The 25,459-nt window shown below is 38.8% G+C and carries 23 protein-coding genes and 7 tRNA genes; 23 read left to right on the top strand and 7 right to left on the bottom strand.

Annotated features, from left to right (window positions below; translation table 11 throughout):
• Nucleotides 1–25: 25 nt before the first annotated feature.
• The gene (dut, locus tag RT761_RS02170) at nucleotides 26–460 is read right to left on the bottom strand and encodes a dUTP diphosphatase (protein WP_218112453.1); all 435 of its coding nucleotides are present in this window, start codon (nucleotides 458–460) and stop codon (nucleotides 26–28) included.
• 152 nt (nucleotides 461–612) lie between these two features.
• Between dut and RT761_RS02165 the strand changes: the two genes are divergently transcribed.
• From RT761_RS02165 to RT761_RS02095, 15 genes are all read left to right on the top strand, one after another.
• Nucleotides 613–1,152: a ribonuclease H-like YkuK family protein gene (locus tag RT761_RS02165; protein ID WP_218112452.1), complete on the top strand. Its 540-nt coding sequence runs from the start codon at nucleotides 613–615 to the stop codon at nucleotides 1,150–1,152.
• Nucleotides 1,153–1,331: 179 nt separating this feature from the next.
• Nucleotides 1,332–2,183 (top strand): sulfide/dihydroorotate dehydrogenase-like FAD/NAD-binding protein, encoded by an 852-nt coding sequence (locus RT761_RS02160; protein ID WP_246465200.1) that lies wholly within the window; start codon nucleotides 1,332–1,334, stop codon nucleotides 2,181–2,183.
• Nucleotides 2,173–3,570, top strand: coding sequence for an NADPH-dependent glutamate synthase (gltA, locus tag RT761_RS02155; protein ID WP_246465193.1), 1,398 nt, complete (start codon nucleotides 2,173–2,175; stop codon nucleotides 3,568–3,570). The genes RT761_RS02160 and gltA overlap by 11 nt, the downstream gene beginning before the upstream one ends.
• Nucleotides 3,571–3,786: 216 nt before the next feature.
• Nucleotides 3,787–5,175, top strand: a complete 1,389-nt coding sequence (lpdA, locus tag RT761_RS02150; RefSeq protein ID WP_218112451.1) for a dihydrolipoyl dehydrogenase — start codon at nucleotides 3,787–3,789, stop codon at nucleotides 5,173–5,175.
• A gap of 45 nt (nucleotides 5,176–5,220) precedes the next feature.
• A complete protein-coding gene (gene gcvH / locus RT761_RS02145) occupies nucleotides 5,221–5,607 on the top strand; it encodes a glycine cleavage system protein GcvH (protein ID WP_218112450.1) in 387 nt (128 codons plus the stop codon).
• A gap of 110 nt (nucleotides 5,608–5,717) precedes the next feature.
• A tRNA-Asp gene (locus RT761_RS02140) sits at nucleotides 5,718–5,796 on the top strand.
• Nucleotides 5,797–5,803: 7 nt separating this feature from the next.
• A tRNA-Phe gene (locus tag RT761_RS02135) sits at nucleotides 5,804–5,879 on the top strand.
• A gap of 14 nt (nucleotides 5,880–5,893) precedes the next feature.
• Nucleotides 5,894–5,969 (top strand) — tRNA-Gly (locus tag RT761_RS02130).
• Between the two features lie 16 nt (nucleotides 5,970–5,985).
• Nucleotides 5,986–6,060 (top strand) — tRNA-Cys (locus tag RT761_RS02125).
• Nucleotides 6,061–6,076: 16 nt separating this feature from the next.
• Nucleotides 6,077–6,151: transfer RNA gene (locus RT761_RS02120), tRNA-Val, on the top strand.
• Nucleotides 6,152–6,337: 186 nt separating this feature from the next.
• A complete protein-coding gene (gene thrS / locus RT761_RS02115; RefSeq protein ID WP_218112449.1) occupies nucleotides 6,338–8,161 on the top strand; it encodes a threonine--tRNA ligase in 1,824 nt (607 codons plus the stop codon).
• Between the two features lie 533 nt (nucleotides 8,162–8,694).
• Complete coding sequence (locus RT761_RS02110) at nucleotides 8,695–9,600, top strand: class I SAM-dependent methyltransferase (RefSeq protein WP_218112448.1); 906 nt, start codon at nucleotides 8,695–8,697, stop codon at nucleotides 9,598–9,600.
• Complete coding sequence (locus tag RT761_RS02105; RefSeq protein ID WP_218112447.1) at nucleotides 9,557–10,396, top strand: 50S ribosomal protein L11 methyltransferase; 840 nt, start codon at nucleotides 9,557–9,559, stop codon at nucleotides 10,394–10,396. The genes RT761_RS02110 and RT761_RS02105 overlap by 44 nt, the downstream gene beginning before the upstream one ends.
• Nucleotides 10,397–10,537: 141 nt before the next feature.
• Nucleotides 10,538–10,951 (top strand): flavodoxin family protein, encoded by a 414-nt coding sequence (locus tag RT761_RS02100; protein WP_218112446.1) that lies wholly within the window; start codon nucleotides 10,538–10,540, stop codon nucleotides 10,949–10,951.
• A gap of 10 nt (nucleotides 10,952–10,961) precedes the next feature.
• Entirely contained in the window at nucleotides 10,962–11,156 is a 195-nt protein-coding gene (locus RT761_RS02095; RefSeq protein ID WP_218112445.1) for a hypothetical protein, read from the top strand.
• A 100-nt stretch (nucleotides 11,157–11,256) separates the two neighbouring features.
• Here the strand turns inward: RT761_RS02095 and RT761_RS02090 are convergent, their stop codons facing one another.
• The gene (locus tag RT761_RS02090) at nucleotides 11,257–12,117 is read right to left on the bottom strand and encodes a sugar phosphate isomerase/epimerase family protein (RefSeq protein WP_218112444.1); all 861 of its coding nucleotides are present in this window, start codon (nucleotides 12,115–12,117) and stop codon (nucleotides 11,257–11,259) included.
• A 238-nt stretch (nucleotides 12,118–12,355) separates the two neighbouring features.
• On the opposite strand from RT761_RS02090, the gene RT761_RS02085 reads away from it, so the two are divergent.
• A complete protein-coding gene (locus tag RT761_RS02085) occupies nucleotides 12,356–12,616 on the top strand; it encodes a hypothetical protein (protein WP_218112443.1) in 261 nt (86 codons plus the stop codon).
• 11 nt (nucleotides 12,617–12,627) lie between these two features.
• Here RT761_RS02085 and RT761_RS02080 read toward each other — a convergent pair whose 3' ends face one another.
• The 4 genes from RT761_RS02080 to RT761_RS02065 form a co-directional block, all read right to left on the bottom strand.
• Nucleotides 12,628–14,397 carry a phosphoenolpyruvate carboxykinase (ATP) gene (locus tag RT761_RS02080; protein ID WP_218112442.1) on the bottom strand — a complete coding sequence of 590 codons (1,770 nt, stop codon included), beginning with the start codon at nucleotides 14,395–14,397 and terminating at the stop codon, nucleotides 12,628–12,630.
• Between the two features lie 319 nt (nucleotides 14,398–14,716).
• On the bottom strand, nucleotides 14,717–15,082 hold the full coding sequence (locus RT761_RS02075) for a Na-translocating system protein MpsC family protein (RefSeq protein ID WP_218112441.1): 366 nt from the start codon (nucleotides 15,080–15,082) through the stop codon (nucleotides 14,717–14,719).
• 328 nt (nucleotides 15,083–15,410) lie between these two features.
• Nucleotides 15,411–15,485, bottom strand: a tRNA-Val gene (locus tag RT761_RS02070).
• Nucleotides 15,486–15,488: 3 nt separating this feature from the next.
• Nucleotides 15,489–15,577: transfer RNA gene (locus tag RT761_RS02065), tRNA-Leu, on the bottom strand.
• Nucleotides 15,578–15,794: 217 nt separating this feature from the next.
• Between RT761_RS02065 and RT761_RS02060 the strand changes: the two genes are divergently transcribed.
• The 5 genes from RT761_RS02060 to RT761_RS02040 all read left to right on the top strand — a co-directional run bounded on the left by RT761_RS02060 (nucleotide 15,795) and on the right by RT761_RS02040 (nucleotide 21,852).
• Nucleotides 15,795–17,324: a sugar ABC transporter ATP-binding protein gene (locus tag RT761_RS02060; protein ID WP_218112440.1), complete on the top strand. Its 1,530-nt coding sequence runs from the start codon at nucleotides 15,795–15,797 to the stop codon at nucleotides 17,322–17,324.
• The gene (locus tag RT761_RS02055; protein ID WP_218112439.1) at nucleotides 17,308–18,288 is read left to right on the top strand and encodes an ABC transporter permease; all 981 of its coding nucleotides are present in this window, start codon (nucleotides 17,308–17,310) and stop codon (nucleotides 18,286–18,288) included. Before RT761_RS02060 ends, RT761_RS02055 begins: the two co-directional genes overlap by 17 nt.
• A gap of 151 nt (nucleotides 18,289–18,439) precedes the next feature.
• Complete coding sequence (locus RT761_RS02050; RefSeq protein ID WP_218112438.1) at nucleotides 18,440–19,399, top strand: substrate-binding domain-containing protein; 960 nt, start codon at nucleotides 18,440–18,442, stop codon at nucleotides 19,397–19,399.
• Between the two features lie 111 nt (nucleotides 19,400–19,510).
• A complete protein-coding gene (locus RT761_RS02045; protein WP_218112437.1) occupies nucleotides 19,511–20,515 on the top strand; it encodes a LacI family DNA-binding transcriptional regulator in 1,005 nt (334 codons plus the stop codon).
• A gap of 134 nt (nucleotides 20,516–20,649) precedes the next feature.
• Nucleotides 20,650–21,852 (top strand): cupin domain-containing protein, encoded by a 1,203-nt coding sequence (locus tag RT761_RS02040; RefSeq protein WP_218112436.1) that lies wholly within the window; start codon nucleotides 20,650–20,652, stop codon nucleotides 21,850–21,852.
• 69 nt (nucleotides 21,853–21,921) lie between these two features.
• On the opposite strand, the gene RT761_RS02035 is transcribed toward RT761_RS02040, so the two are convergent.
• Nucleotides 21,922–23,337: an L-fucose/L-arabinose isomerase family protein gene (locus tag RT761_RS02035; RefSeq protein WP_218112435.1), complete on the bottom strand. Its 1,416-nt coding sequence runs from the start codon at nucleotides 23,335–23,337 to the stop codon at nucleotides 21,922–21,924.
• Nucleotides 23,338–23,864: 527 nt separating this feature from the next.
• On the opposite strand from RT761_RS02035, the gene RT761_RS02030 reads away from it, so the two are divergent.
• Nucleotides 23,865–24,269, top strand: coding sequence for a uroporphyrinogen decarboxylase family protein (locus RT761_RS02030; protein WP_218113382.1), 405 nt, complete (start codon nucleotides 23,865–23,867; stop codon nucleotides 24,267–24,269).
• 84 nt (nucleotides 24,270–24,353) lie between these two features.
• Nucleotides 24,354–25,364 carry a LacI family DNA-binding transcriptional regulator gene (locus RT761_RS02025; protein ID WP_218112434.1) on the top strand — a complete coding sequence of 337 codons (1,011 nt, stop codon included), beginning with the start codon at nucleotides 24,354–24,356 and terminating at the stop codon, nucleotides 25,362–25,364.
• Nucleotides 25,365–25,459: the final 95 nt, after the last annotated feature.

Genomic DNA, 25,459 nt, shown 5'->3' with positions numbered 1-25,459 from the left:
TCCCAATTCGAATTCTTCGATATTTTCATTTCCCGGTCGATCCCAAACCATTGGTTCCGCGAGAAGACGAAGATATTTCATCGCTTTCAATAATTTCAACTTGAGGTATTTCTCGCAATGCTCCTTGAGCAATTCGATCTCCAGCATGAATGGTATAAGGGTGATCGCCGAAATTAAATAATCTAACGATCCAGCTCCCTCGATAACCTGAGTCAATTGTTCCAATATGGATCATTATCCCTTTTTTGATTCCCAAGCCGCTTCGAGGTCTTAATACAACTTCAAAACCAACAGGGAATTCGGAAGCAATTTCGAGGTCAATGATTACGCTTTTTTGAGGGAAAACAATCATTTCAACCGGGCTAAAAAGATCAAAACAAGCATCATCTTGATAGGCAAACCGTGGGATATTGGCTCGTTCGGTTAATTTCTTAAACTGAATAACAACTTTTTTCTTCATATTTTCCTCCAATGAAGAGTATACGGAATCAACTGGATGATGGCAACAAAAAAAGATGAGACTCATAGTTCCAATTTAATTATGCAGTGTTTCCTATTGTTAGGAAAGTGTTAAAATATTTATTTGAAAATGTGATGAAAAGAGCAGGTTAGATGAGAGAGAACTTTGTCCCGAATCAAAAATTATCAGAGCGATTTGGAAATCTTTATTTTCATAATTATACTCAAGGTCGCATTTCCTTCGATGAAGTGGTTGTTGCCTTATTTGATTTTATTCGACAAGATCCAAAAGGGACTTATCGAGTTATCATTGGAACTGACTCAAAAGGATCGAAAGATAGTCCCAATTATCAGAGTTTCGTAACAGCAATAATCGTTCATAAAGTTGGATATGGAGCTCGTTATTTTTGGAGAAAAACTTATCAAAAAAACCTCAGAGGGATACGGGACAAAATTTATCAAGAAGCCATGCTTTCTTTAGAAACCTGTTGGGCTTTTATGGAAAAAATTAATACCTTTCCAGATAACCATTTGTCCAATTATCGAGTTGAAATTCATGTTGATATTGGAGCAAATGGACCAACACGAAACATTATACAAGAAGTAACGGGAATGATAGAAAATTTGGGATTTACTGCAAAAGTAAAACCTCATTCATTCGGGGCTTCAAGGGTAGCTCATCGACATACCTAAGCAATTTTATCCATCTTCTTAATTTAATCTCCCTCTATATGAGAACCCTAATTCTCATTAGAATGTAATTTTGGTATGGTTCAGGAATATAGTATAATTCTTGCTGTGATTACCAGAGTCGGTAGAAAATAAATACCCTTACTTTGAACGAGGTATATACAGAAGGGGAGGAAATAATTGTGGTAAAAATTATTAAAAAAGAAGTGCTTACACCACAGATCAAGCTCATGGTTATTGATGCACCAAGAGTAGCTCGACATGCCAAAGCCGGACAGTTTGTCATTGTTCGAATTAATGAAGAAGGCGAAAGAATACCGCTTACTATAGCTGATTTTGATTCAGAAAAAGGAACTGTTTCCATAATATTCCAAGAAGTTGGGAAAAGCACAATACAACTCGGAGAGCTGAACGAAGGAGATCATATTACTGATTTTGTAGGACCACTGGGGAAAGAAATCGAAGAAAAGAATTTTGGCCACGTAGTCTGTGTGGGAGGAGGGGTTGGGATCGCACCGATTTACCCCAAAGCCAAAGTTTTGAAAAAGTTGGGTAATCGTATTACTTCGATCATTGGAGCTCGTTCTTCCGACCTTCTCTTTTGGGAAGATCGGATGCAGTCGGTTAGTGATGCCCTTTACGTAACGACTGACGATGGTTCTTATGGAGAAAAAGGCTTTGTGACTTCGGTTCTTGATCGGGTCATACAAAAAGAAAAAATTGATTTAGTTATAGCAGTGGGTCCTCTAATGATGATGAAAATGGTCAGTCTTTTAACGAAGAAATATGAGCTCCCAACTCTGGTCAGTTTAAATCCGATTATGGTGGACGGAACTGGTATGTGCGGTTGTTGCCGGGTAACCGTTGGGAAGGAATGCAAATTTACCTGCGTTGATGGACCGGTTTTTGATGGCCATTCCGTAGATTATGATGAGCTATTGGCTCGTCAAAGAAATTATCTTGAAGAAGAAAAAAGAGCTGTTGAGAACTGGTTGATGAAAAAAGCCGAGGAAGGAGTTCACCATGCCAAATAATCGATTAAACGGACGTCCTAAAATGCCCCAACGTACTGTTCAGGAAAGAATCCGTGATTTTGATGAAGTCCCGCTTGGTTTAGAGAAGTGGGCGGCAATTGAAGAAGCTAAAAGATGTTTACAATGTAAAAAACCAAGTTGTATGAAGGGTTGTCCTGTTGAAATCGATATTCCTGGGTTTATTGGTCTGTTAGCCCAAGGGAAGATTGACGAAGCTGTTATGAAAATCAAGGAAAAAAATAGTCTTCCAGCTATTTGTGGGAGGGTGTGCCCTCAAGAAGAACAGTGTGAGAGTTTATGTGTTCTCGGTAAAAAGGGACAACCAATAGCAGTTGGTTATTTAGAGAGGTTTTTAGCTGATTATGAAAGAGAACAAGGTATAGATTTGCAAAAAATGCCAACTCAAAACGGGAAAAAGGTAGCAATTATTGGATCAGGTCCGGCTGGACTAACTTGTGCCGGGGATTGCGCCAAAATGGGACATAAAGTAACGATATTTGAAGCGCTCCATTCTGCTGGAGGAGTCTTAATTTATGGTATTCCTGAATTTCGTCTTCCCAAGGCGATCGTTGCTCAGGAAGTTGATTATGTCAAATCCTTAGGTGTTGAGCTTGAATTAAGTGTGGTTGTCGGGAAAACCTTAACATTTGATGATTTACTTCAAGACGGCTTTAAAGCCTTTTTTATCGGAACTGGAGCTGGATTACCCCATTTCATGAATCTTCCCGGTGAAAATTTAAATGGAATATATTCGGCGAATGAATTTCTAACCCGTTCTAATCTCATGAAAGCTTTTCGGTTTCCGGAATATGACACTCCCACAAAAGTTGGTCGCCGGGTATCGGTTATAGGTGGCGGAAATGTAGCTATGGATTCAGCACGAACCGCACTTCGATTGGGCGCTGAAGAAGTTTGTTTGGTTTATAGAAGGACAAAAAAAGAAATGCCGGCACGAATTGAAGAAATTGAACGAGCCGAAGAAGAAGGCATTAACTGTATCATTCTCACTAATCCTGTTCGTTTTGTTGGAAATGAAAATAAATGGGTTACGGGCATTGAATGTATTCAAATGGAGTTAGGAGAACCGGATGAAAGTGGTCGAAGACGACCGATTCCAGTTCCGGGTTCGGAATTTGTTATCCCGGCTGATACCGTAGTCGTGGCTATTGGACAAGGACCAAATCCTTTGCTCCTTGAAACTTTACCGGAGTTAAAACTCAATAAACGAGGGTATATTGAAGCTAACGAAGTGACTGGTGCAACCAGCATACCGGGGGTTTATGCTGGAGGTGACATTGTGACTGGTGCTGCGACAGTTATTTCAGCAATGGGAGCCGGGAAAAAAGCTGCACGAGCCATTGATGATTATTTAAAAAATAAATCATGATGAAAAAAAATTGAAGCCCTGATGGTATAAAATACGAAGCTTCAGAATGGCAATATCTTCATCAGATGAGCTATTTCATGACTTCAAAAAGTGTGGGTTGTGAATGACCATACTTTTTGGGCAACGATAATTTCTGGGTTATTCGATGTTATCTTTAAATTTCTTAATCGTTACGGATTTGCCAGAATTGATGAAGATTATAATTGGAGGTTAAGAATGAAACAAACCGATCTGGTTGTTATTGGAGGTGGGCCGGCAGGTTATGCGGCTGCTATTCGTGCAAGACAAAAAGGAATAAATACTCTTTTGATTGAAAGTCGTGATATTGGAGGAACTTGCTTAAACCGAGGCTGTATTCCAACCAAAGCTTTATTTCGATCACAGGAAATTTTTCACCTCAGTGAACGAGCTGCAGAATTTGGAGTTCAGCTAAAAGTAGATGGAGTAGACTGGACTCGAGTCGTGGCTCGGAAGAATAAAGTGGTTAAACAATTAACCGGAGGAGTTCGATTTTTATTAAAAAAAGCCGGAGTAGAAGTTATTGACGGGATTGGTTCCTTCTTGGATAAACAGACAATTGAAGTCATAGGGAAAGAGAAAAAGAAAGAAACCATTCAAGCCAAACACATCCTGATTGCGACCGGTTCGAAATCTGCCCATTTACCGGTTCCAGGGGTGGATTTGGATGGAGTCATTGATAGTGATGAAGTATTGGATTTACCATCTATTCCGGAAAAATTAGTCGTGATCGGCGGCGGTTATATCGGAATGGAAATGGCCTGCATTCTCAACACCTTTGGAACTCAAGTTGAAGTGATTGAAATGCTTCCCAATATCCTTCCCATTGCCGATAGTGAGGTCGTCAAGCTTTTAGTTGAAATATTAGAAAAGAAAGGAATGAAGATTCATACCAATGCGAAAGTGGTTGGAATTTCTAAAGATAAAAAACTCCAAGTATCCTATGAACAAAATTCTGAGACCAAGGTGGCTGAAGGTGATTATGTTTTAATCGCTACCGGAAGAGTGCCAATGACTGACCGTCTTTATCCAGAGAAAGCCGGAATAAAGATGGATCAAAAAGCGATCACTACCGATTTACAAATGAAAACTTCGGTGCCATCAATTTTTGCTGCTGGTGATGTCAATGGGAAATATCTTTTAGCCCATGTTGCTTTTAAAGAAGCAGAAGTAGCTATTAATAGTATAATGGGAAAAGAAGCAACCATGAATTACCGAGTCATACCGAATTGTATTTTTTGTTCACCAGAAATCAGCTCAGTAGGCTTAACCGAGGATGAAGCGATTGCCTCAGGATTCGATGTGAAAGTTGGAAAGTTTCCTTTCCGAGCAGTTGGGAAAGCCTTAATTGAAGGAGAAACCGAAGGATTTACTAAAATTATTGCCGACCAAAAAACTGGTGAGATCTTAGGCGCTCATATAATTGGACCTCACGCATCTGATCTCATCGGTGAACTAACCTTGGCAATGGCATTGGAATCGACTCCCGAAGAGATCGCCCACACCATTCATCCTCATCCCACTCTCACTGAAACCGTTATGGAAGCAGCTGATTCTGTCTTTGGATCTTCATTGCATCTTTTTTAAATAGTTATTTGGATTGAACATCTGGCCAAAACGAGGAGGTTTCATATGAATATTCCCAAAGATTTATTGTATACTCCCGAGCATTTGTGGGTAAAAGAGGAAAATGGCGCTTATCGCTGTGGCATCACTGATTTTGCTCAGGAAGAATTGGGGGACCTAGTGTATGTTGAGTTGCCAAAACCGAACCTAACGGTTAAAAAGGGAGATAAAATCGGTGATGTTGAATCGATTAAAACGGTATCCAACCTTTATTCACCAATTTCTGGTGTCATAACTGAAGTGAATTCTCTCCTTGAAAATAAACCAGAGGTTATTAATCAAAGTCCTTATGAAAAAGGATGGATTTGTGTTATTCAATCGACTCAACCGGAAGAAGTTGGGCAATTGTTAAGTTCCGATGATTATAATAAGGTTATTCAGGAAAATAAATAAAGCTTTCCCTGAATATTTTCAAGAAAGACTTGCCAAAAGCCTTTTGACCTATTAAAATGTTAATTGCTTTCGGGCGAGGGAGGTATCCTGAATCCGAAGTACAAATGAGCGGGGTCGTGGTGTAGCCTGGCCAAACACGTCAGCCTGTCACGTTGAAGACCGCGGGTTCAAATCCCGTCGACCCCGCCAAATGAGTGCCGAGATAGCTCAGATGGTAGAGCGATGGACTGAAAATCCATGCGTCCCCAGTTCAATTCTGGGTCTCGGCACCATTGTAGCTTGAGAGGCGGAAGTAGCTCAGTTGGTAGAGCGTCACCTTGCCAAGGTGAGGGTCGCGGGTTCAAGTCCCGTCTTCCGCTCCAGATAATGGAAGACTTTGGCGGCATAGCCAAGCGGCTAAGGCAGAGGACTGCAAATCCTTCATCCTCGGTTCAAGTCCGAGTGCCGCCTCCAAGAATATAGAATATGTGGGCGGCTAGTTCAGAGGAAGAACGCTTCCTTGACGCGGAAGAGGCCATAGGTTCGAGTCCTGTGCCGCCCACCAGAAGATTTGAAAGGGCGCCATTCCGGTTTAGGAATGGCGCCCTTTTCATTTGTGCAAGCTTTATTGTCCTGTTGAGAAATGTTCGAAAGTGGTATGATTTTATGATATAAATTTATATACAAACCGACAACTTTCTCAAAGCTACTATAAATTAGCTGGTAAGATTTTATGAAGGAGGAAAATGAAATGGCAAAAAACTCAATCAATTCAGCGATTGCTGCAATGAATAAAGCGGGTCAATTGGTTGATCTCCGAGAAAATAATGGAGATATTGAAAGATATATTTTTTTTGATGATAAAGAAGGGAAGGCTATTTATTGGCACAGTACTTCTCATCTGATGGCACAGGCGGTGAAAAGGCTTTATCCTGGAGCTCGATTAGCCATAGGACCGGCAATTGAAGAGGGATTTTACTATGATTTCGACATTGATCACGCTTTGAATGAAGAAGATTTAAAGAAAATAGAAGATGAAATGGAGAAAATTATTCAGGAAAATCTTTCAGTAGAAAGAAAGGTGCTTTCTAAAGATGAAGCAAAGCAACTCTTCGCTTCCCGGGGAGAAAATTATAAAATCGAATTGTTGGATGAAATTCTTGAAGATCAGGTCAGTCTTTATCAACAGGGAGAATTTGTTGATCTTTGCCGGGGTCCTCATGTTCCATCAACCAGCTCAATTAAAGCCTATAAGCTCTTGAGTGTATCGGGAGCCTATTGGAGAGGGAAAGAAACCAATCCAATGTTGCAAAGGATTTATGGCATTGCCTTTGATGATAAAAATAAACTCAAAGAGTACCTTTATCGGTTGGAGGAAGCAAAAAAGAGAGATCATCGAAAATTAGGGAAGGAGCTTGAATTATTCAGTCTTCACGAAGAGGGGCCAGGATTCCCTTTTTTCCATCCTAAAGGCATGGTGGTTATTAATGCCCTTTTGGATGCCTGGCGAAAAGAGCATATTAAAAGAGGATATCATGAAATAAAAACTCCGATTATCCTTGATCGTGAGTTATGGGAGAGATCTGGGCATTGGGACCATTATCGAAATAATATGTATTTTACCTCAATTGATGAAAGAGAATTTGCGGTTAAACCGATGAATTGTCCAGGTGGGATCTTAGTTTATCAAAGTCAACTGCATAGTTATCGTGAATTTCCGATACGGATGGCCGAATTGGGATTAGTTCATCGTCATGAACTCTCCGGAGTGCTCCATGGACTCATGCGGGTGCGATGTTTCACCCAAGATGATGCCCATATCTACATGGAACCCCATCAGGTCAAACAAGAAATCATTGGAGTTATTGAGTTGGCTGATTATATTTATCGGCTTTTTCAATTTGATTATGAATTAGAACTAAGTACTCGACCGGAAAATTCGATGGGTTCAGATGAGATGTGGGATTTAGCAACCAAATCCTTGGAAAATGCTCTTCAAGAAAAGAACTTAACTTACAGGGTTAACGAGGGTGACGGAGCTTTTTATGGTCCTAAGATTGATTTTCATTTAAAGGATACTCTGGGACGTCGATGGCAGTGTGGGACTATTCAGCTTGATTTTACCATGCCGGAGTGCTTCGATCTCAATTATATTGGCGAAGATGGAATGAAACATCGGCCGGTTATGCTTCATCGGACTATCTTAGGGAGCGTGGAACGCTTTCTTGGTATTCTTATTGAGCACACTGCCGGTGCTTTACCGGTATGGCTATCTCCGGTGCAGGTGGTGGTTTTACCAATAGCCGAAAGACATTATTCCTATGCTCAGGAAGTCAAACAACAAATAGCTCGAGCTCAGATACGAGTGGAGTTAAATGATGAAAATGCTACCTTAGGAGCAAAAATTAGAAAAGCCCAGCTTCAGAAGATTCCCTATATTTTAATCATGGGTGATAAGGAAGTTGAAAACCATCAAGTAAGCGTTCGGGAAAGAAAAGAAGGAGATTTAGGAGGGTTTTCATTGCAGGATTTCCTCCTTCGCATTCAAAACGAAATTCAAAACTTAATAATGTAGTATCGTGAAAAGTCTAGAAACAGGAATGAATGATGATTGTTCTATTGGCAGGAAAAACATCCATACCAATTTGTGGTATCAGATGAGGATGAAAATATATATTAAGAACCAGTTTCCCTCTTTATAAAAGGAGGTAAGGGGGATTTGAAAGAACCGGAAGAAACGAATCCTTCTTAAACTTCATTTCTCTAAAAAGAGAGGAATAAAAAAGATTGAACTCATGAGATTGCCACGTCACTTCGTTCCTCGCAATGACGAGTCAGAGTTCCTTCTCCCTTGATGGGAGAAGGTGAGGATGAGGGTGAAAGTCCATGATAAGATCCTCACGCCCTTAAAGACTGAGGGGGAGAGGGCGCGAGAGGGCGAGGGAGAGAATGAAAAAAGAATTAAAGGATAATTTAAAAAACTGAAAAGATGAGATTCTCACGGCTTCGAAAAATGAAGCCTCGGGGTGATGAATTAAAGAATTCAATTCATTAGATGGTATTTTCAGAATAGGATAGATTTTCATTAAATATACAACGGAAGGATATATGGATAGAGATATTCAACACCGAATGTATTGGAATGCCGGGGTGAGAAAAGAAAAGCGAAGAGAAAGGAATATTGAAAAAAAAGTTCATACCGATTTAGTCTGGCTGGAAGTCGAACCTTATTTACATTCCGGAATAAAAGTTCTTGATGCTGGAGGGGGTTATGGTCGATATGGTTTAGAAATAGCTCGAAGAGGATGTGAACTAACCCTTTTAGATATTTCTACGGCTATGCTGCAAGAGGCAAAGAATTTAGCCCAAAAAAGTGGAATACATTCAATAAAATTTGTTGAAGGAAGGGTGCAAAATCTCCATCAATTTCCCGAACAATGTTTTGATTTAGTTCTCTGTTTAGATGCACCAATATCTTATGCCTACCCTGATCATATCCGAGCTATACAAGAAATATGTCGGGTGAGTCGAAAAAGAGTTATTGTTTCGGTGGTAAACCGTTTGGGACAGCTCCCGATAGCAATTGAGTTGGAAATGGGCTGGACCGGTTCCTTAAATCATATTCGGTCTTATTTAGAAAAAGGCAATTGGGACCACCCGGAAAAGTTGCAACAGATTGAGAAAAAGATTTCTTTTTTAAATCGTTATATTTTTCCCCCACTCCATGCCTTTCTTCCTAAAGAGCTGATAAATATGATTATCGAACAAAATTTTCGACCGATTCGAGCAATGGCAACCGGGACGTTAGCCCGATTAATAAAAACCAAGACTTTACAGCGCATCGTGAATAACCAGAAAACTTATCAACAATTTTTGGGAATTTGCCAAGAGTATGACTCTCAATTTGAGGTGCTGGGGGTTGGTGCCCGCTCTGCTTCAGGTTTATTAGTCGTAGCCGAAAGGAATAAAAATGAGTCGAATATGGAAGAAACTCACTCTGAGAATAAAGCATGAATCCTATCGCGAGCAGGTTTATTTGTGGTTTAAAGATCAGGAACCGTACGGCTTCTGGGAGAAAGATAGTTTGACCATAGTTGCCTACCTACGAGATTGGCCAGAGGGGGCCTTTCCAGAATACATCGTTGCTGCAGAACGTGAAGAAGAACCTGATGAAAATTGGGCTGAAGAATGGCGCAAACGCTTTATACCGATAATAGTAAATGAAGCCATTGTCATTCGTCCTCCTTGGGAACCAGCAATTCCTTCAATGGTAGATTTGGTTATTTATCCTGCTTACGCATTTGGGACCGGTGATCATCCAACAACTTTTTCCTGTATGGAATTCCTATCTCAATTTTTTAAACCGGGAATGAAATTTTTAGATGTTGGCATGGGATCGGGGATACTCTCTCTTTTAGCTATTCGTCTTGGTGCTGGAGATGTTACTGCTATTGATATTGATCCCTTGGCCATGGAAGAATTAAAACGCAACTGTGCATTAAATCAAGTCCCTTTTGAGCGGATTCAGGCAAAAACGAGTGATCTTTCCAGCGTGCAAGGTTCTTTTGATTTTATCGTAGTGAATATTGGAGCCGAATTTATTTTAGAAAATTTACCCCTCCTGAGCAATATGCTTCCTGTTACTGGTTATTTAGTATTATCAGGTTTTCAAGTAGAGGATGACTCTCGTATTGAAAAGGCTGTTGGTATGCTTTCTCTTGAAATAATACATACAAACCAGAAAAATAATTGGAATACGCTTCTTTGCCAAAAAAAACGAGATAGGAATTCTCAGATAGAAAAATATTGAAGAGTTCATTTATAAATTTTTCAATCTTTTTTCGTGGACACAGACTTGCTTTTTTGGCTATAATAAGAATATCAAGGTTTTTTAGATGTTGAAATTTTTAAACTATGAATAGGGTATTGCGAAAGAGAGGTGTCTAATTGGTTGAGAGTTGCTTTCGTTTATCTCGGGAAAGATAAAGCTTTACAACAGAGTACGCGTTACATGATCAATGCTTTTGAAAAATCAGGTCATACCGTGAAAGCTATTGAAATCGAGGATGTATCCTCACCTATTAATTTAAGGCCATATGATGTAATTTTTATTGGTGCGTCGGTAGTCAGTGCTTTTGGTGGCAAGATTTCACCGGAAGTGGTGAACTTTTTAAAAGGAGTAGCTGGAATGGAGGGGAAGAAAACGGTGGCCTATGTTCGACCCTCCTTGTTTGGAACCGATAAAGCCCTTCGGCGTTTAATGGCGAATATGGAGTCAAGCGGGGCATTTGTTACTGACTTTCAAGCGATTAAGAGTGATAGAGATGCCCAGCTTTTATTGGAAAGGCAATTAAAAAAAGGATAGGTTCATTAAGATGAGTAATGAAAAAGAAAATATGAGAGAAATGTTTGAGGAGATGTTTTTTAGTCCTCTCACCAATTTTTTTGGACCACAAGTCAGCGAGGAAGTACGAAATCATCTTTCCCTCGCTCGAATTGAAATGCTAAAAGCTATGAGAACTTTTATAGAAAGCGAAATAGACAAGCTTGAAAAAACGGTCCAGGATTGATAATCATCTTAGATGTGAGGCAAGAGCTTGGTCGAGAAAGCCCTCAATCAAGCATTGAAATTCAAAACGAGTCGAAAGAGGGCTCTTCCTTTGCTATGGTTTACTCTCCAATCTCCTTGGCGACTGCTCTGAGATGCTTCAACCCTTGAACCGCTAATTCTTCTCCAGAATCAGCCAATTTTCTCCAGATGGCACATTGACGGTTGAGCTCTTCAAAACTGGGATCAAAAGATTCGATGACTAACGGGCCAGTGTAGTTGATATCCTTGAGAGCAAGAAAGAATTCTTTCCAGGGGACTAGACCGGTTCCGGGAATTCCTCGGTTGTTTTCACAGACATGGACATAGCCCAAATATTTCTTCCCACAGGTTTTCACTGCTTCCCGAAAGCTGGTTTCTTCCCGAATCATGTGGAAGGAGTCGAGATGGACTTTGATATTCTCATAGCCAACTTCCTGACAATAGCGAACTGCATCATCGGCAATGTTTAAGAAATGGGTTTCAAAGCGATTCACCGGTTCAACACAGACGGCGATTTGGCTCTTCTCCTGAGCATACTGAGCAATCTCTTTCATGCTGGCAATCGACCAGTCCCATTCTTGTTGGGTTCGGGGTTTCCCACTCAGGTATCCCCAGGCAGCATAGCTTACGCCACCGATGATTCGAGACCCCAGCTCAACATTGATATCAACCATCTTCTTCATGAATTCAATGCCGTTTTTTCGAATGGCCGGATCAGATGAGATCAGGTTGGTTTCTTTACCCAGAGTGGTGGTGGTAACCACTTCGAGACCGGTTTCTTGAATCTTTTCTTTGACCAGTTGGGTGGGGAAACTATCTGGTTTACTGATGGAAATATCTAATACTTCAAAACCAAGTTCTTTCGCTTTCGGAATGACCCATAGATCTTTTTCTGAGAAAGCTTCACTCCAAATAAAGGTATCAACTCCAAATTTGAACATTGATAGGCAACCTCCTTTAACCAAGCCAAGGATACTTTTTCAATATTGTACCATTAAAGATAAAAAGATTTGGAGTAAAAGTTATTTATTGATAACAATAATTGAAATGGTTTCGCCATAAAGATTAAATTTTTGTATAATGAAAGTAACCATAGATTTCTCTTTAAGAGATCAAACATCAACCAGGGGGAATCCACTGGTTGATGTTAATATTTTAATTGAAGGGAGGGGATGAAAAATGGGATATTGGGCAGTGGTAGAAAAAAGAGAAAAGGAATTTTACGCCTGTTTCCCTGATATAGTTGATTTAGAGGTTCGGTCAAAAACCATAGAAGAAATAAAAGTCCTTCTTAAAGAATCATTAGCTGAACGCTTGCAATTCTTAAACAAAACCGATAAACCTCGGCCGATTGCACGCTTTAATCCGACTGCTCAAACCACTAATCCCAAAAAAATTCCACTCTATGTTTTTGAATTTTTGTATATCAAAACCGAATAATCTCTTTTGATTTATTTGGTTCTTTTTAGACCAACTAACTCCATAAGAGCAGCAGCGGCAGTTTGCGGTCCATTCATTTCTTGACCGCAGATACCTAAACGAGTACGAATTTGACCGACAAAGATATTAGTTTTAAAAAATTTTGAGAAATAGCGATGGGCAATTTTTTCATGGAGATCGAGATACTGAATAGGCCCAAAAATGTTTGCGAAATAGGAATTCACAATACCTACCGACGTGGTGGTTCCTTTTGACATAGCTTTTCCTTCCCGGAATACTTCCAAAGCTTTTTCAACGGTCGGAAACCGTTCAATAACTGGATGTAACTCATCAATTTCTTCATAGTTATTTGCATAGAAAATATAATCAATTGGGGATCCCTTTAAGATACAATCTACGGTTGTTACTGGTAAAATAACTCGGGCATTCATTTTTTGAGGACTCATGATAATAGCTCGGTCAATTTGTTCAAAGGCATAGCCTTTTTCTAAATCATCAAGTCGAACAAAGGCACCAATCTCGGTACCAAAACAGAGAATTTGATGGTTGTTTTCATCAATCTCAAAAGAGCCCATATCATCGGCAATAATTTTTAGGTCAGCAATATATCCATTTCCCATAATACGAAGAGCTTCCAGAGTTTCCGATTTCCCTGCAGCCGTGTCTCCAATAATGGCAATAGTCGAAACTGATTTATCCAAATTGGTGATACGAAAAGCTGCGCCATGGAAAGGCAGGATTCCTTTTTTCATCATGACAATATTGTGGAGCGTGAGCACCATCTTTTTAAGATAGCCGAAGTACCCATATTGCTCTTTTCCAGGAACGAAACCGATCAGAATTTTATTCGATTCATCATCAAAAAAGACAGTTTCAGAATTGAGATTGGAAGGAAACGTTGTGGGATTAATCCCATAAAGGTAAATAGCATCCGGTCCTTTGCTGATTTGATCATCATCAGCCAACTCAAAAAGATTGGCCAGAGAACAACCTAATCCCATAAAACATTCTTCAAAATAGATGAAGATGACTAATTTCCCAACCTGGGCTGGATAACAAAGCCATTTTTTCCCCTCGATCACAAGGCTGGATAATACGTTTTGAGGAATTTTATGGAAATGTCCAGTTCGTTTATTCATTGGAGGATCGAGAATGAGAGGCGGTTGTATCATCAATTGTCGGATAAAGGGGATGGAAAGGAGTTTAGCGTATTCTTCCGAAGGAAGATTCCATTTTTTTGGGACCGCAATAATTCCCGCTTGGCAACCGGCATCGACTTGACGATAAACTCGAGGATGAGTACCAGTGATATTTTCGCATATATCGCGATATCCTGCTCGAACTAAGTGGGAAAGACGCTCAACCGTCATGTTAAAAGTTCGATAAGGTTTTTGATCATGAGAATAGATTCCAGACTCGGAATGACAAATCATATACCTTTCATATCGACGCCAGAAGTTATAGAGCTTTTCCACAAATTCATGAAGTAAATTTTTTTTATCTAAAAAGAAACCATAATCAGGTAAGATTTTAACAACTTCTTCAAGAGATGATGTGGTTAAAATTCGCAGTAGAGAAACTATTTTTGAACGATAGGAAAGCTCAACATCTGGAGGAAATAAAGAATCGCTTAACAAAGAACTGTGCTTTTTGATATGATCCATGAAGGCGTAAACCATTCTTTCGAAAATGGGGCTATTGGTTAATTCTTGGATGTTACCACAAATTTCTCCTTCAGTATGAATGATCACTTCTTTATTCCTTAAAGTAAAGCTTTTCATTTTTTTCTCCTTCTTTCTAAAATAAAAAAGGGCTGGAGTTAGATTATAACCCCAGCCCTCTCCAAATCGTCATTAATACTCTTTGGCTTCCGACTGTATCTTTCTTTATGTGCGAAACACCAATACCCTTAGTGCTCCACCGATTTAAGTGGTTATTCTACTCATTATGATATCCGCTGTCAATGTTTATGGAAAAAATTAGTGAAATAAAGTCATTTTTTCATTTTCTTTAAAAAAGGGAAGAGTTGAATATGCAAGAAATTAGATTCATGATGTGGTGTTTTTTTTCAAAGAGACTTATATTCTCATTAAGCAAACTTTAGACCAGGTCATTCAGTGGTTCATTTAAAGTAAAGATTATCAACCGCTCACCAGTACGAGTACTGATATCAGTGTGCAAGCTCACTACTTTTCGATTAAGAATATTTTCAATTATTGCTTCCAAAAGCGGTCTTCCTTTTTCTAAAAGCTCAATACGGACCCGCTTTATTAAATCGCGGTTATCCTTACTCCCCCCTGAGGCTAATTGCGTTTCTGCTTTGGTGAGGACGCCTTTCAATCGTATAAAAACAATATCATCAAAAAGGTAAGTCTTTATATCGACTGGCCCTCTTCCCATGTATTCTTTTTCAAACTGGATGAGAGTCGAACTAATTTGACTTTCCAATTCGCTTTTCTTTTTCATGAGAGCTCCAATCCAGAACCGAAATTAAATTGATATTGATTCAATTGAAAGTGATGGAATTTTATTAAAAATTATTGGTGCAATTGGATTGATATTAAAAAAGGAGGTTAAAAATTGGCGTATTTTTTATTATTACAACACTTTCATTTGGTGTTGCATTTTGTCTAAGAAAGCACAGAAAGGTATTCACTCTTTTATTGACCGAATATTTCAGCAAATTTTTCACCTTCTGAAATCACCATTCTTGCCTCGATGGAAAAGGATTACTCAGAGTAACACCTTATTATAACTATTTTGATAGTTCTGGTTGCGATTAAACAAAAAATGGTGGTGCGCGATGCTGGGTTCGAACCAGCGACTTCCACCGTGTGAGGATGGCACTCTACCGCTGAGTTAATCGCGCATCTGGTGCCGAAGGGGGGATTTGAACCCCCACGAGCGTTAAACTCACTGGAACCTGAATCCAGCGCGTCTGCCAAGTTCCGCCACTTCGGCGAAGGGCAAAATATAAAATAGCGTATTTCATAAGCCTTGTCAAGGATAGAAAAAGATGATAAAAATTTGAGAAATTAGATATTTTTTAGCTGAAAAGAAAAGTCAAATTAAATTGATAAAAATAATAAGAGAATATAGAATAGTAGTGAAAGTGTTTTTTATAATACCTTGAAAACGATTTCAAATATCCAAAGGTTAAACAAATTGGAGAGGATTGATGAATAATCCCATTAAGGATGAGGATTGGATTTTACGATTTGATAAGGTAACTAAACGTTTTCCGGGTGTGTTAGCTTTAGATAATGTCAGTTTTGATGTTTTAAGGGGAGAGGTCCATGCTTTGGTAGGTGAGAATGGAGCTGGAAAATCGACCTTAATTAAAATTGTCACCGGTGTATATCAAAAAACTTCGGGAGCTGTATTTTTTCAAGGTCAATCAATTCATTATCAAAACCCACATGAAGCTTTACGGAGCGGAATAGCTGCCATCTATCAAGAACTGAATTTAATACCTGCTTTAACAGTAGCTGAAAACATCTTTATGGGTCACCACATTCGCAACCAGCGAGGATTTATTGATTGGAAAAAGATGAAAGAGGAAGCTCAGAAGCTCATAGATTTTCTGGAAGTGGATGTAGATATTGATGCGAAGGTTGGAACTTTGGGAGTTGCAAAAAAGCAGGTGGTTGAGATTGCAAAAGCACTTTCACTCAATGCACAAATATTAATAATGGATGAACCTACGGCAGCGTTAGCAAAAAAAGAGATTGAAACACTATTCCGAATTATCCAGTTCCTGAAATCAAAGGGAGTAACCATAATTTATATTTCACACCATCTCGACGAAATATTTGCTATATCCGATCGAGTGACAGTGTTAAGAGATGGGAAGCATGTTGCAACCAGCAATACAGCTACGTTAACGATTGATGATTTGATAAAAATGATGGTTGGGCGGAAATTAGTTGAGCAATTTCCTCATCTGGATCATAAAGTTGAAGATGAGGTTTTAAGAGTAGAAAATTTAAACCGGAAGGGAGTGCTGCACAATATTAATTTTTCCCTTAAAAAGGGACAAATCGTAGGAATTGCCGGAATGGTTGGTTCAGGTCGAACTGAACTCTTACGGGCTATATATGGTTTAGATCCTTTAGATGGCGGAAAGATTTTTGTGAAAGGGAATAAAGTTACCATTCAATCTCCGCATGATGCCATTAATTTGGGCATTGCGCTTCTCCCTGAAGAAAGAAAAACCCAAGGTTTGGTATTGTTATTATCGGTCACGGACAATATTGGGCTACCTTCCTTAACCAAGATATCCAATCGTGGTTTTATTGATGATACGAAACTCAATCATATCACTTCTGAAATGGTTCAAATGATGAATATTAAAACTCCTTTCTTTCATCAGAAAACCATGTTTCTTTCCGGGGGGAATCAACAAAAAGTGGTGTTGGGGAAATGGTTTGCTCGAGAGTGCGATATTTACCTCTTTGATGAACCAACTCGGGGAATTGATGTGGGAGCAAAGATTGAAATATATCACTTAATGAACAAACTTATAGAACGAGGGGCTGCAATCTTGATGGTTTCTTCAGAATTACCGGAAATATTAGGGATGAGCGATCATATATTGGTTATGAAAGAAGGAAAGATTACCGGAACCTTAACCCGCCAAAATGCGAACCAAGAAGAAGTTTTAAAACTAGCAATAGGAGGGGGACGTTTAAATGGACGCTCTGACTGAAGATAAAAATCAGGGATTAGTTGAACGTTTCTTTATTTTTTGGGATAAGATTGGGATCCTATTAGTTTTTATTGTGGTCTGTGTAGTCTTTGGAATTCTTAATCCAGTTTTTTTTAATCCCCTCAATATCATTAATGTCATTCGACAGGTCTCAATCATCGGGGTTATGGCAGTTGGCATGACATTAGTAATTTTATTAGGACTCATAGATCTTTCGGTAGGTTCCATTGTTGCTTTTGCCGGTATTATTGCTGCTGGATTTCAAGTAAAATGGGGTGGTAACTTTTTTCTTAGCTTAATTATTCCTTTACTCGTAGCAGCGGGTATCGGTTATTTTAATGGATATGTTTCCACCAAAGGTGGAATACATCCTTTTATTGTTACATTAGGATCGATGAGTATATTTCGTGGGGCGACATTACTCATAGCCCAGGGGAAACCAATTTCTGGAATGAGTCCTGCTTTCCGATTTATTGGTGCTGGAATGATCGGTCCTATTCCTTTCCCGGTCATTCTTTTTTTAGGGTGTGTCATCGTTTTTGGTATTATTCTTAAAAGAACGGTTTTTGGCCGTTACATATACGCTATCGGGGGGAACCAAGAGGCAGCTTTACTTTCAGGTATTATGGTTGATCGAGTAAAAATTCTTACCTATACAATTCTTGGCACTCTCTCAGGATTAAGTGCGCTTATCCTTACATCAAGGCTCAATTCTGGAGAGCTGGTAGCAGGGCAGGGTTATGAATTAGATGTAATCGCTTCAGTGGTTATCGGTGGAACCAGTATGATGGGTGGGGAAGGTGGAGTATATGGAACCTTAATCGGCGCATTGCTCATCGGGGTTATTTCTAACGGTTTAAACTTATTAGGAGTCCAACCCTATTGGCAAATGATGGTTAAGGGTACAATTATCATCCTTGCGGTTCTTATGGATAGGATGAAGCGTCGTTTCCGGACTGTTTAAAAAAAATACTTTCAAGTACGAAGCATTCCTTAAACAGCATTCAAAGGAGATTTAATTTCTTTTCTGGTAAAATTAACTAAGGGGGGGGGTGATAAAAAAAGAAAAATTATGTTTTTTCTTTTTTTAGAGAAAAACCAAAAGGAGGAAGAAAATGAAAAGAATTGGATTGTTGTTTATTGTGGCAATCTTGGCTTTTAGCTGTATGTTTGGAACTTTAGCTCTTGCTCAAGAATACACTATTGGGCTTTCATTCCCATCCCTTTCTTTTGCTTGGTTTGCTTTTCTCGAACAAGCTGTGAAAGACAAAGCCAGCCAATTGGGAGTGAATGTTGTATCATTGGAAGCAAATGATGAGGTATCAAAACAAATATCAATTATTGAAGATATGATTATTAAAAAAGTAAATGGAGTATTATTAGTTCCAATCGAAGTCGAAGCAGTCGTTCCTGGTGTTGAAGCACTCAATAAAGCTGCTATTCCTGTGGTGACTGTGGATCGCAGGTTGAAAGAGGGAGTTCCTGTAGAGATTTTAGCCCATGTCGGAGCAGACAATTATACCGGTGGGAAGAAAGCCGCCGAATTTATTGTTGCTGAACTGAGCAAAAAATTTGGTGATCCTAAGGGAACTGTAATTGAACTTTATGGTACACCAGGCGCTGGTCCGGCTATTGACCGTAGTTCTGGGTTCCAGGATGTTATGAAGCAATATCCAAATATAACTGTTAAGACACAGACTGCTAATTTCCGTCGAGATGATGGCATGCAGGTTATGGAAGATTTTATTATGAGCAGCCCGGAAATTGATGCTGTATTTGGAGCGAACGATGAAATGATTCTCGGTGCTCTTGAGGCTTTGCAAGCCAGTGCTAAATTCAATGTCCAAGAAGTGATTACGATTGGGTTTGACGCACTAACCGATGCATTAAAATCGATAGATGATGGTATACTAGATGCAACGATAGAACAATTTCCTGGGAAACAAGCAGCGACCGGTTTTGAAATTCTTTATAACTTTGTAAAAGAAGGTAAAACCCCAGAAAACGCGGTGGTTTTAATTGAGCCGGCTGTAATTACCAAGGATAATCTTGATCAAGCTGAAAAGAGTTTCTAGATGAAATAATCTCATAGGGGAGAACGCTACTCCCCTATGAGATTATAAGCTTATTAAAAAGAAATGATTAAAAAGGAGAGTTAGTTTCTAAAGTTAAAAATAAGGTCATCTATGCCATCAATGAAAGATGTCGCTCAAATCGCTGGTGTTTCGGTTTCAACCGTATCCAGAGTAATAAATAATAGTATTCCGGTAGATAAGAGAACCCGCTTAAGAGTGGAAAAGGCGATTCGGAAACTCCACTACAAACCAAACCTCCTTGCTAAAGGTCTTCGCATGAGAAGTGGAGGTATTATTGGTTTGGTTGTTCCTGAAATCATCCATCAAACTTTTGTCAATTTCATTCATTATGTAGAGGAACAAATTGTTGATCATGGATTTGATTTGATTTTAGGAAATACCAATGAAGATCCGGAAAAAGAAGAACGATTTATTGATAGCCTGATTCGAAGAAATGTCGATGGAATAATTTTTTCTCGAGTTTCTGATCAAAGCCGGGTTTTCAAAATTCTTGAGAAAACCAATATTCCAGTTGTGGTTGTTGATCGTTTTTTGGAAAAGGAACATATTCCCAGTATTGTTCTGAATAACTATAAAGCCGGAATTTTAGCCGGTTCGCATTTGATGAGCTTGGATCACAAAAATATAGCCTGTATAACTGGCCCATTAAATATCGCTCTTTGTCGAGAGCGATTAAAAGGCTTTAAAACCATTCTTTCTGAAAATGGAATTCTATTGCCCTCGGGTTTCATATATGAAGGAGACTTTAAATTTGAATCGGGGATTTACGCTATTAAAAAATTTTTAAGTGATGGTATTAAAATTACGTCAATTTGGGCCCAAAATGATATGATGGCAATTGGAGCCCTGAAAGAGCTCAACAAAAATCACATTCGTGTCCCCGGAGATATTTCCTTAATTGGGATGGACAATATTAGCTCTTCGGAAATGGTTACTCCATCGCTTACAACTATTATCCAACCATTTCAAGAAATGTGTCAAAAAGCAGTTCAAGTTATTTTAAATCATATTCACAAGAAAGAAATCACTCTCAATCGAATTGTTTTGGAACCGAGCTTAATAATCCGCGAATCAACCCGTCCTTTGAAAAGGTGAAATGTGAGCTTGGATTAATAAAATAAAATCTTTATATTAGAGATAATTGATTATTCCCATGGAATAGGGATACGGTTTTATGGTAAATTTTTAGATGATAATTAAAAAACAAACAATAGAAAAGAGGGAGTATTATGGCGAATTCATCAGAAGTTGTAGAAAGAGCTTTAGAACAAGGAGAGGGAATATTTCGGTTATTTCCCAATTGGGTTCCTCGTTCATTTTGTATTCCTGGTAAACGCATAAAACTTCACCCTGATGATTACTATGCTTTTGGAGCACATCGGGGTGGCATTGATGAACGATGGTTTGCTTCGACGACCAAAGCGGACAACGGGCCGGAGACGCTTCCAGATGAGGGTTTAAGCTATATTTATTTTAAAGATGGAAGGAAAGAGGAAAAAGTTCTTCTCAAAGAAGCAATTGATATCATGGGGAATGATATCTTAGGGACCGACGTTATGAAAAAATTTGGCGGCTGGTTGATGTTTAGTAAGTTTTTTGACAATATGGAACCCCTTCCTCATCATCTTCATCATGATGATGAAACAGCTGCTCATGTTGGGGCTATGGGAAAACCGGAATCCTACTTTTTTCCAGCCCAGTTGAATAATCATGGTGGTTGGTTTCCTTATACTTTTTTTGGTCTTAATCCCGGAACAACCAAGGATGAGGTAAGAAAATGTTTAGAAGATTGGAACAAGGGTGATAATGGGATACTGTATTTGTCTCGAGCATATAAACTCAAACCAGGAACTGGGTGGGACGTCCCCCCTGGCATTCTTCATGCGCCTGGTTCTTTATTAACCTATGAACCCCAAAGATGTTCGGATGTATTTGCTATGTTCCAGTCATTAGTGTGGGATGTCCCAACACCTTGGGAATTACTGGTAAAAAATGTTCCTGAAGAGTATAAAAATGATCTTGATTTTATCATTAGCCTGATAAACTGGGATTTAAACGTTGATCCAGATTTTTATCATAATCGATTTGCTGAACCCAAACCAGTCAAACCAGTCGAAGAAATGAGAACGGAAGGTTATGAGGAATTTTGGATTTCCTATAAATCCAGTGATTTTTCAGCGAAAGAGCTAAGGGTGTTTCCCGGGAGTACGGTTACCATCAAAGATAAGGAAGCCTATGGGCTGATTACCATTGAGGGTCATGGCCAGTTTGGATCCTTATCTATCGATGCTCCAAGTTTAATTCGATTTGGAGAAATGACCAGCGACGAATTGTTTGTAACCCAAAAAGCAGCCCGGGAAGGAATAACCATCACCAATCCAAGTGAAAATACGATGTTGGTCATGTTAAAACACTTTGGACCTGAATTATAAGTTTTGAAATAATTATTTAAAAAAAGAGCGGGTTTTTTACACCCGCTCTTTTTTAATTAGGGGTTTAAGTTAAATGATTTCCCAATGAATACCAAGAAATTCACAAACCAATTTGAGTTCTTCAACAAAATGACCATATACTCCATGGATGTGGTTGCAGGGAAACTTTTCAATAAATCGGTCAATACTCGTATCAAGTTTACAAAATGCATGGGGCCATTCAATTTGAGTGCGTGTCATGATTTCTTGGTTGGTTTTCTCATCAAACTGGAGAAATTCCCCAGTCATAATAGCCATCCAGTAATTTCCATTTTTTCTTCCTAATCGTGCCATGGTGACTTTTCCTGGATGGGCAAGATGATGAACTGCGGCACCGCCAGCTTGGAAATAGAAGCCTTCAGGAAGGAAAGAAACTCGAGGTAGGTTGTCTCGAAAATCGAAGCTGGCTCCGGCAAAGTAAGTGGCGTGTTCGCCAGAGTTGCACAAGTCCAATATTTGATAATCTTCATGCCAATGGCGAACATCAGCAAATAGTACCGGGGTTTTTGCTAATTTTTTGAAAATCTCCATGGTTAATGCTGCGTCCATATCTGCTTCGGTAGAGCAAACGATAGGTTCTTTAGGTCCATCGAAATCGTAGGGGTCATTCATAAAAGCTTCGGCGACATCCATAGTACAAAAATTATTGGTAAGCTCGGGTTGTCCCTTTATTCCACAGAAATCTAAATGCATTTCTTGACATAATTCTTTTACTGCATAGTAGGAGGCAATTTGCTTTTTTAAGATTTCTGGAGTCAATTGTTTCCCATCGTATTGAATCGAGCCGATGTTTTTTTCACACCATTGAAAAGCCTGTTCGATTTTTTTCGGATTTTGAGAAAGCAGGAATTCTGATCGCCGGACTATTTCCCACTGATCGATATGTTCGGTATCAATTCCAAATGTCTTCATCCAAGAATCAGTTCCTGAGGTGGCGGTGTACATTCCCATTGGCCGCCCTCCAAAACACCCAAAGGTTTCACCTTGTATTTGCTTCAAACAGGCGGCAGCCTTGATGAAACAATTTACTTTTTTAAAAGTTGATTCCTGATTTAAATCACCTGAAATCCGGGTATAAGGAATTCCAATATTATCTAATGCACCAGAACTGGCCATCATACCGACTAGACCAGGGTACCCAGGATTGATATTAGAAAGACAGAGAAAAGGACCCGGTGCAAACTGAGCTGCTAAAACGGTAAAATGAGGCCAAGCCCAAATAGCATAATTGAAAATTGTACAATCAACGCCAGTGAGTTGCATTTTTTTTCCAGCCGCAACTGCTAGCTGATTTGTCCAGGGGGGCTCATCGGCAACAATGACTTCATGACCTTCTTGTTGAAGTTTTTTTACTAAATTCTCCTGGAATTTTAAATTCATTGCTAATAATTCCTGGTGAACATGAGGACGACCATCGGAAAAAGTAATGATACCAATTTTACTCATTTCTTTATTCCTCCTTTATCCAAAGCAAAAAAAGCAATCGATTTCATCAATATTATCGCTTTTACCCTGCAAATGTCAAATTTTTAAAGTGAAATAGCAAATCAAAAAATTTTAGATATAATTTTCTTAATAATTATAGAAATAGCTTATTTAAAAGTTAAAATATCATATAGTATATTTTAAATATTTTAGACCAACCAAGAATTTTGCTATCTTTTAAATTGTTGACAATCCATTTAGGGCAATGATAATATGAAATCGGTTACAATTATATTCGAAGGGGGTGATATGGATTTTACTAAGGGATCAGTCTTTAAGGGTTTGAGAGAGGTTTTTAAAAAAAAGAGGGAAAAACCTTGAAAAAGATGATTTTTGTGGGGTTGATTTTGCTTTTTAGTTTTGTCAGTCAGTATGGTATTCGGTCTTGAATTAGGAAGATTTGGTGGAACGATAATTAAGGCTTGTTTTATTAATGGGGGAGATTACGAAAAAATCTACGAAAAATTTCTCCCTCTCTTTGAAGGGAAATATTTTTTCCCTGTGTCAAAAAATTATGCGATTTTATCCATTCTCATGGAATTATAACGGTATATCATGGTTGTGGAAAAAGTCTTGCTATTTTTGAAGATTTGATTGAAGCCGGGGTTGATGTTTATAATCCTTTGGAAGCAAAAGCGGGAATGGATCCAGTTGAGCTAAAACAAAAATATGGAAGTAGAATTGCCTTTTATGGTGGTTTGGATACACGGTTGCTTGGAGAAGGCAATTGGGAAGATATTGAGAAGGAGGTTCTTTATAAGTTAAATGCGGCTAAGGGTGGAGGATATTTGCCTGCCTCAGATCATTCAATAGCAGGAAACGTGAACCCCCGATGGTATGATCGAATGATTAACTTACTTAAACAAAAAGGGACTTATCCAATTAAATTATAACGAGTGAAGAATGAGTAGGCGAGATCGATAATTGTTATAATCCTTAAAATTAAAGAATCTATTAAGAATGTTGTGGTGATTTCATTGTCAACTATATACGATATAGCCAAAAGAGCGGGAGTTTCGCCGGCTACAGTTTCGCGGGCATTGAACAATCAAAATATAGTAAAAGAAGAAACCAGAAAAAAGATTCACAAAATTGCCGAAGAGATGAATTATTCACCCAATTTTTTAGCGAGAAGCCTGGTCAAAAAACAAACCAATACTTTAGCTCTCATCATCTCCGATATTACGAATCCTTTTTTTACTACTGTTGCAAGGGGAGTTGAGGACTATGCTTCTCAGAGGGGTTTTAATACAATTTTTTGTAATACTGATGAAAATGTTGAAAAAGAAAAGCTTTATGTCAATCTTATGCTCCAACGACGAGTAGATGGGATAATTATTGCCAGTTGTGGTTCGGGTAACAATTTGGGTGATATTAAAAACCGCAACCTCCCGTTGGTTCTTGTTGATCGCACTTTTTCTGTTAATAATGGCTGGGATAGTGTGGTTGGGGATAGTGAAGAAGGTGCTTATCTTTTAACCAAACATCTTATTGAAGTTCATCATCACAAGAAAATAGCCGTTATTTCAGGACCACCGGTTTTATCGACGAGCCAAGATCGGGTAAGAGGGTATCTTCGAGCTCTTCGAGAATATCATATTCAAGAAAATTCTGAGTGGATTATTTCTGGAGAATTTAAAGAGAATTTCGGATATCAGATGGCATCAAAGTTTTTACAATATTCTGGCGTAAAACCTACCGCTGTTTTTGCCGGCAATAATTTTATTGCTATTGGGATAATACGAGCGGCGCGAGAGATGGGTATTGAAATTCCTGGAGATTTAGCTTTAGTTACTTTTGATGACCTTGAGATGGCTTCATATACTTGTCCTTTTCTAACAGTAGCGAAACAGCCGGCTTATACTATGGGAAGCATGGCCACAGAATTTTTACTTCAAAGAATTTCTGGGGAAAAGATAAGAGAAAAAAGGATAGTTGTTTTACAACCAGAAATAATTATTCGAAAATCATGTGGTTGTATCCCATAAACTTTCCTTTAAAAAAGAAATTCTTTGGTTCAATATGTTAGAATAGCCAAACATCTATTGTTATCCTATCGTTTTGTGTTTTATACTTAATTAGG

The organism is Atribacter laminatus (genome assembly GCF_015775515.1).
In the GTDB taxonomy this organism is placed as follows: Bacteria; Atribacterota; Atribacteria; order Atribacterales; family Atribacteraceae; genus Atribacter; species Atribacter laminatus.
The sequence above is the reverse complement of the archived record's forward strand: the minus strand, read 5'-3'. Positions and strand labels throughout refer to the sequence as shown.

Bases quoted from the DNA above. Each gene is read 5' to 3' on its own strand.
- RT761_RS02035 (WP_218112435.1), bottom strand. From the start codon at position 23,337: ATGAGTAAAATTGGTATCATTACTTTTTCCGATGGTCGTCCTCATGTT.
- RT761_RS02060 (WP_218112440.1), top strand. From the start codon at position 15,795: ATGAATAATCCCATTAAGGATGAGGATTGGATTTTACGATTTGATAAG.
- RT761_RS02090 (WP_218112444.1), bottom strand. From the start codon at position 12,117: ATGTTCAAATTTGGAGTTGATACCTTTATTTGGAGTGAAGCTTTCTCA.
- lpdA (WP_218112451.1), top strand. From the start codon at position 3,787: ATGAAACAAACCGATCTGGTTGTTATTGGAGGTGGGCCGGCAGGTTAT.
- RT761_RS02080 (WP_218112442.1), bottom strand. From the start codon at position 14,397: ATGAAAAGCTTTACTTTAAGGAATAAAGAAGTGATCATTCATACTGAA.
- RT761_RS02040 (WP_218112436.1), top strand. From the start codon at position 20,650: ATGGCGAATTCATCAGAAGTTGTAGAAAGAGCTTTAGAACAAGGAGAG.
- dut (WP_218112453.1), bottom strand. From the start codon at position 460: ATGAAGAAAAAAGTTGTTATTCAGTTTAAGAAATTAACCGAACGAGCC.
- RT761_RS02055 (WP_218112439.1), top strand. From the start codon at position 17,308: ATGGACGCTCTGACTGAAGATAAAAATCAGGGATTAGTTGAACGTTTC.
- RT761_RS02085 (WP_218112443.1), top strand. From the start codon at position 12,356: ATGGGATATTGGGCAGTGGTAGAAAAAAGAGAAAAGGAATTTTACGCC.
- RT761_RS02045 (WP_218112437.1), top strand. From the start codon at position 19,511: ATGCCATCAATGAAAGATGTCGCTCAAATCGCTGGTGTTTCGGTTTCA.
- RT761_RS02105 (WP_218112447.1), top strand. From the start codon at position 9,557: ATGAGTCGAATATGGAAGAAACTCACTCTGAGAATAAAGCATGAATCC.
- RT761_RS02165 (WP_218112452.1), top strand. From the start codon at position 613: ATGAGAGAGAACTTTGTCCCGAATCAAAAATTATCAGAGCGATTTGGA.
- gcvH (WP_218112450.1), top strand. From the start codon at position 5,221: ATGAATATTCCCAAAGATTTATTGTATACTCCCGAGCATTTGTGGGTA.
- RT761_RS02095 (WP_218112445.1), top strand. From the start codon at position 10,962: ATGAGTAATGAAAAAGAAAATATGAGAGAAATGTTTGAGGAGATGTTT.
- gltA (WP_246465193.1), top strand. From the start codon at position 2,173: ATGCCAAATAATCGATTAAACGGACGTCCTAAAATGCCCCAACGTACT.
- RT761_RS02050 (WP_218112438.1), top strand. From the start codon at position 18,440: ATGAAAAGAATTGGATTGTTGTTTATTGTGGCAATCTTGGCTTTTAGC.
- RT761_RS02075 (WP_218112441.1), bottom strand. From the start codon at position 15,082: ATGAAAAAGAAAAGCGAATTGGAAAGTCAAATTAGTTCGACTCTCATC.
- RT761_RS02110 (WP_218112448.1), top strand. From the start codon at position 8,695: ATGGATAGAGATATTCAACACCGAATGTATTGGAATGCCGGGGTGAGA.
- thrS (WP_218112449.1), top strand. From the start codon at position 6,338: ATGGCAAAAAACTCAATCAATTCAGCGATTGCTGCAATGAATAAAGCG.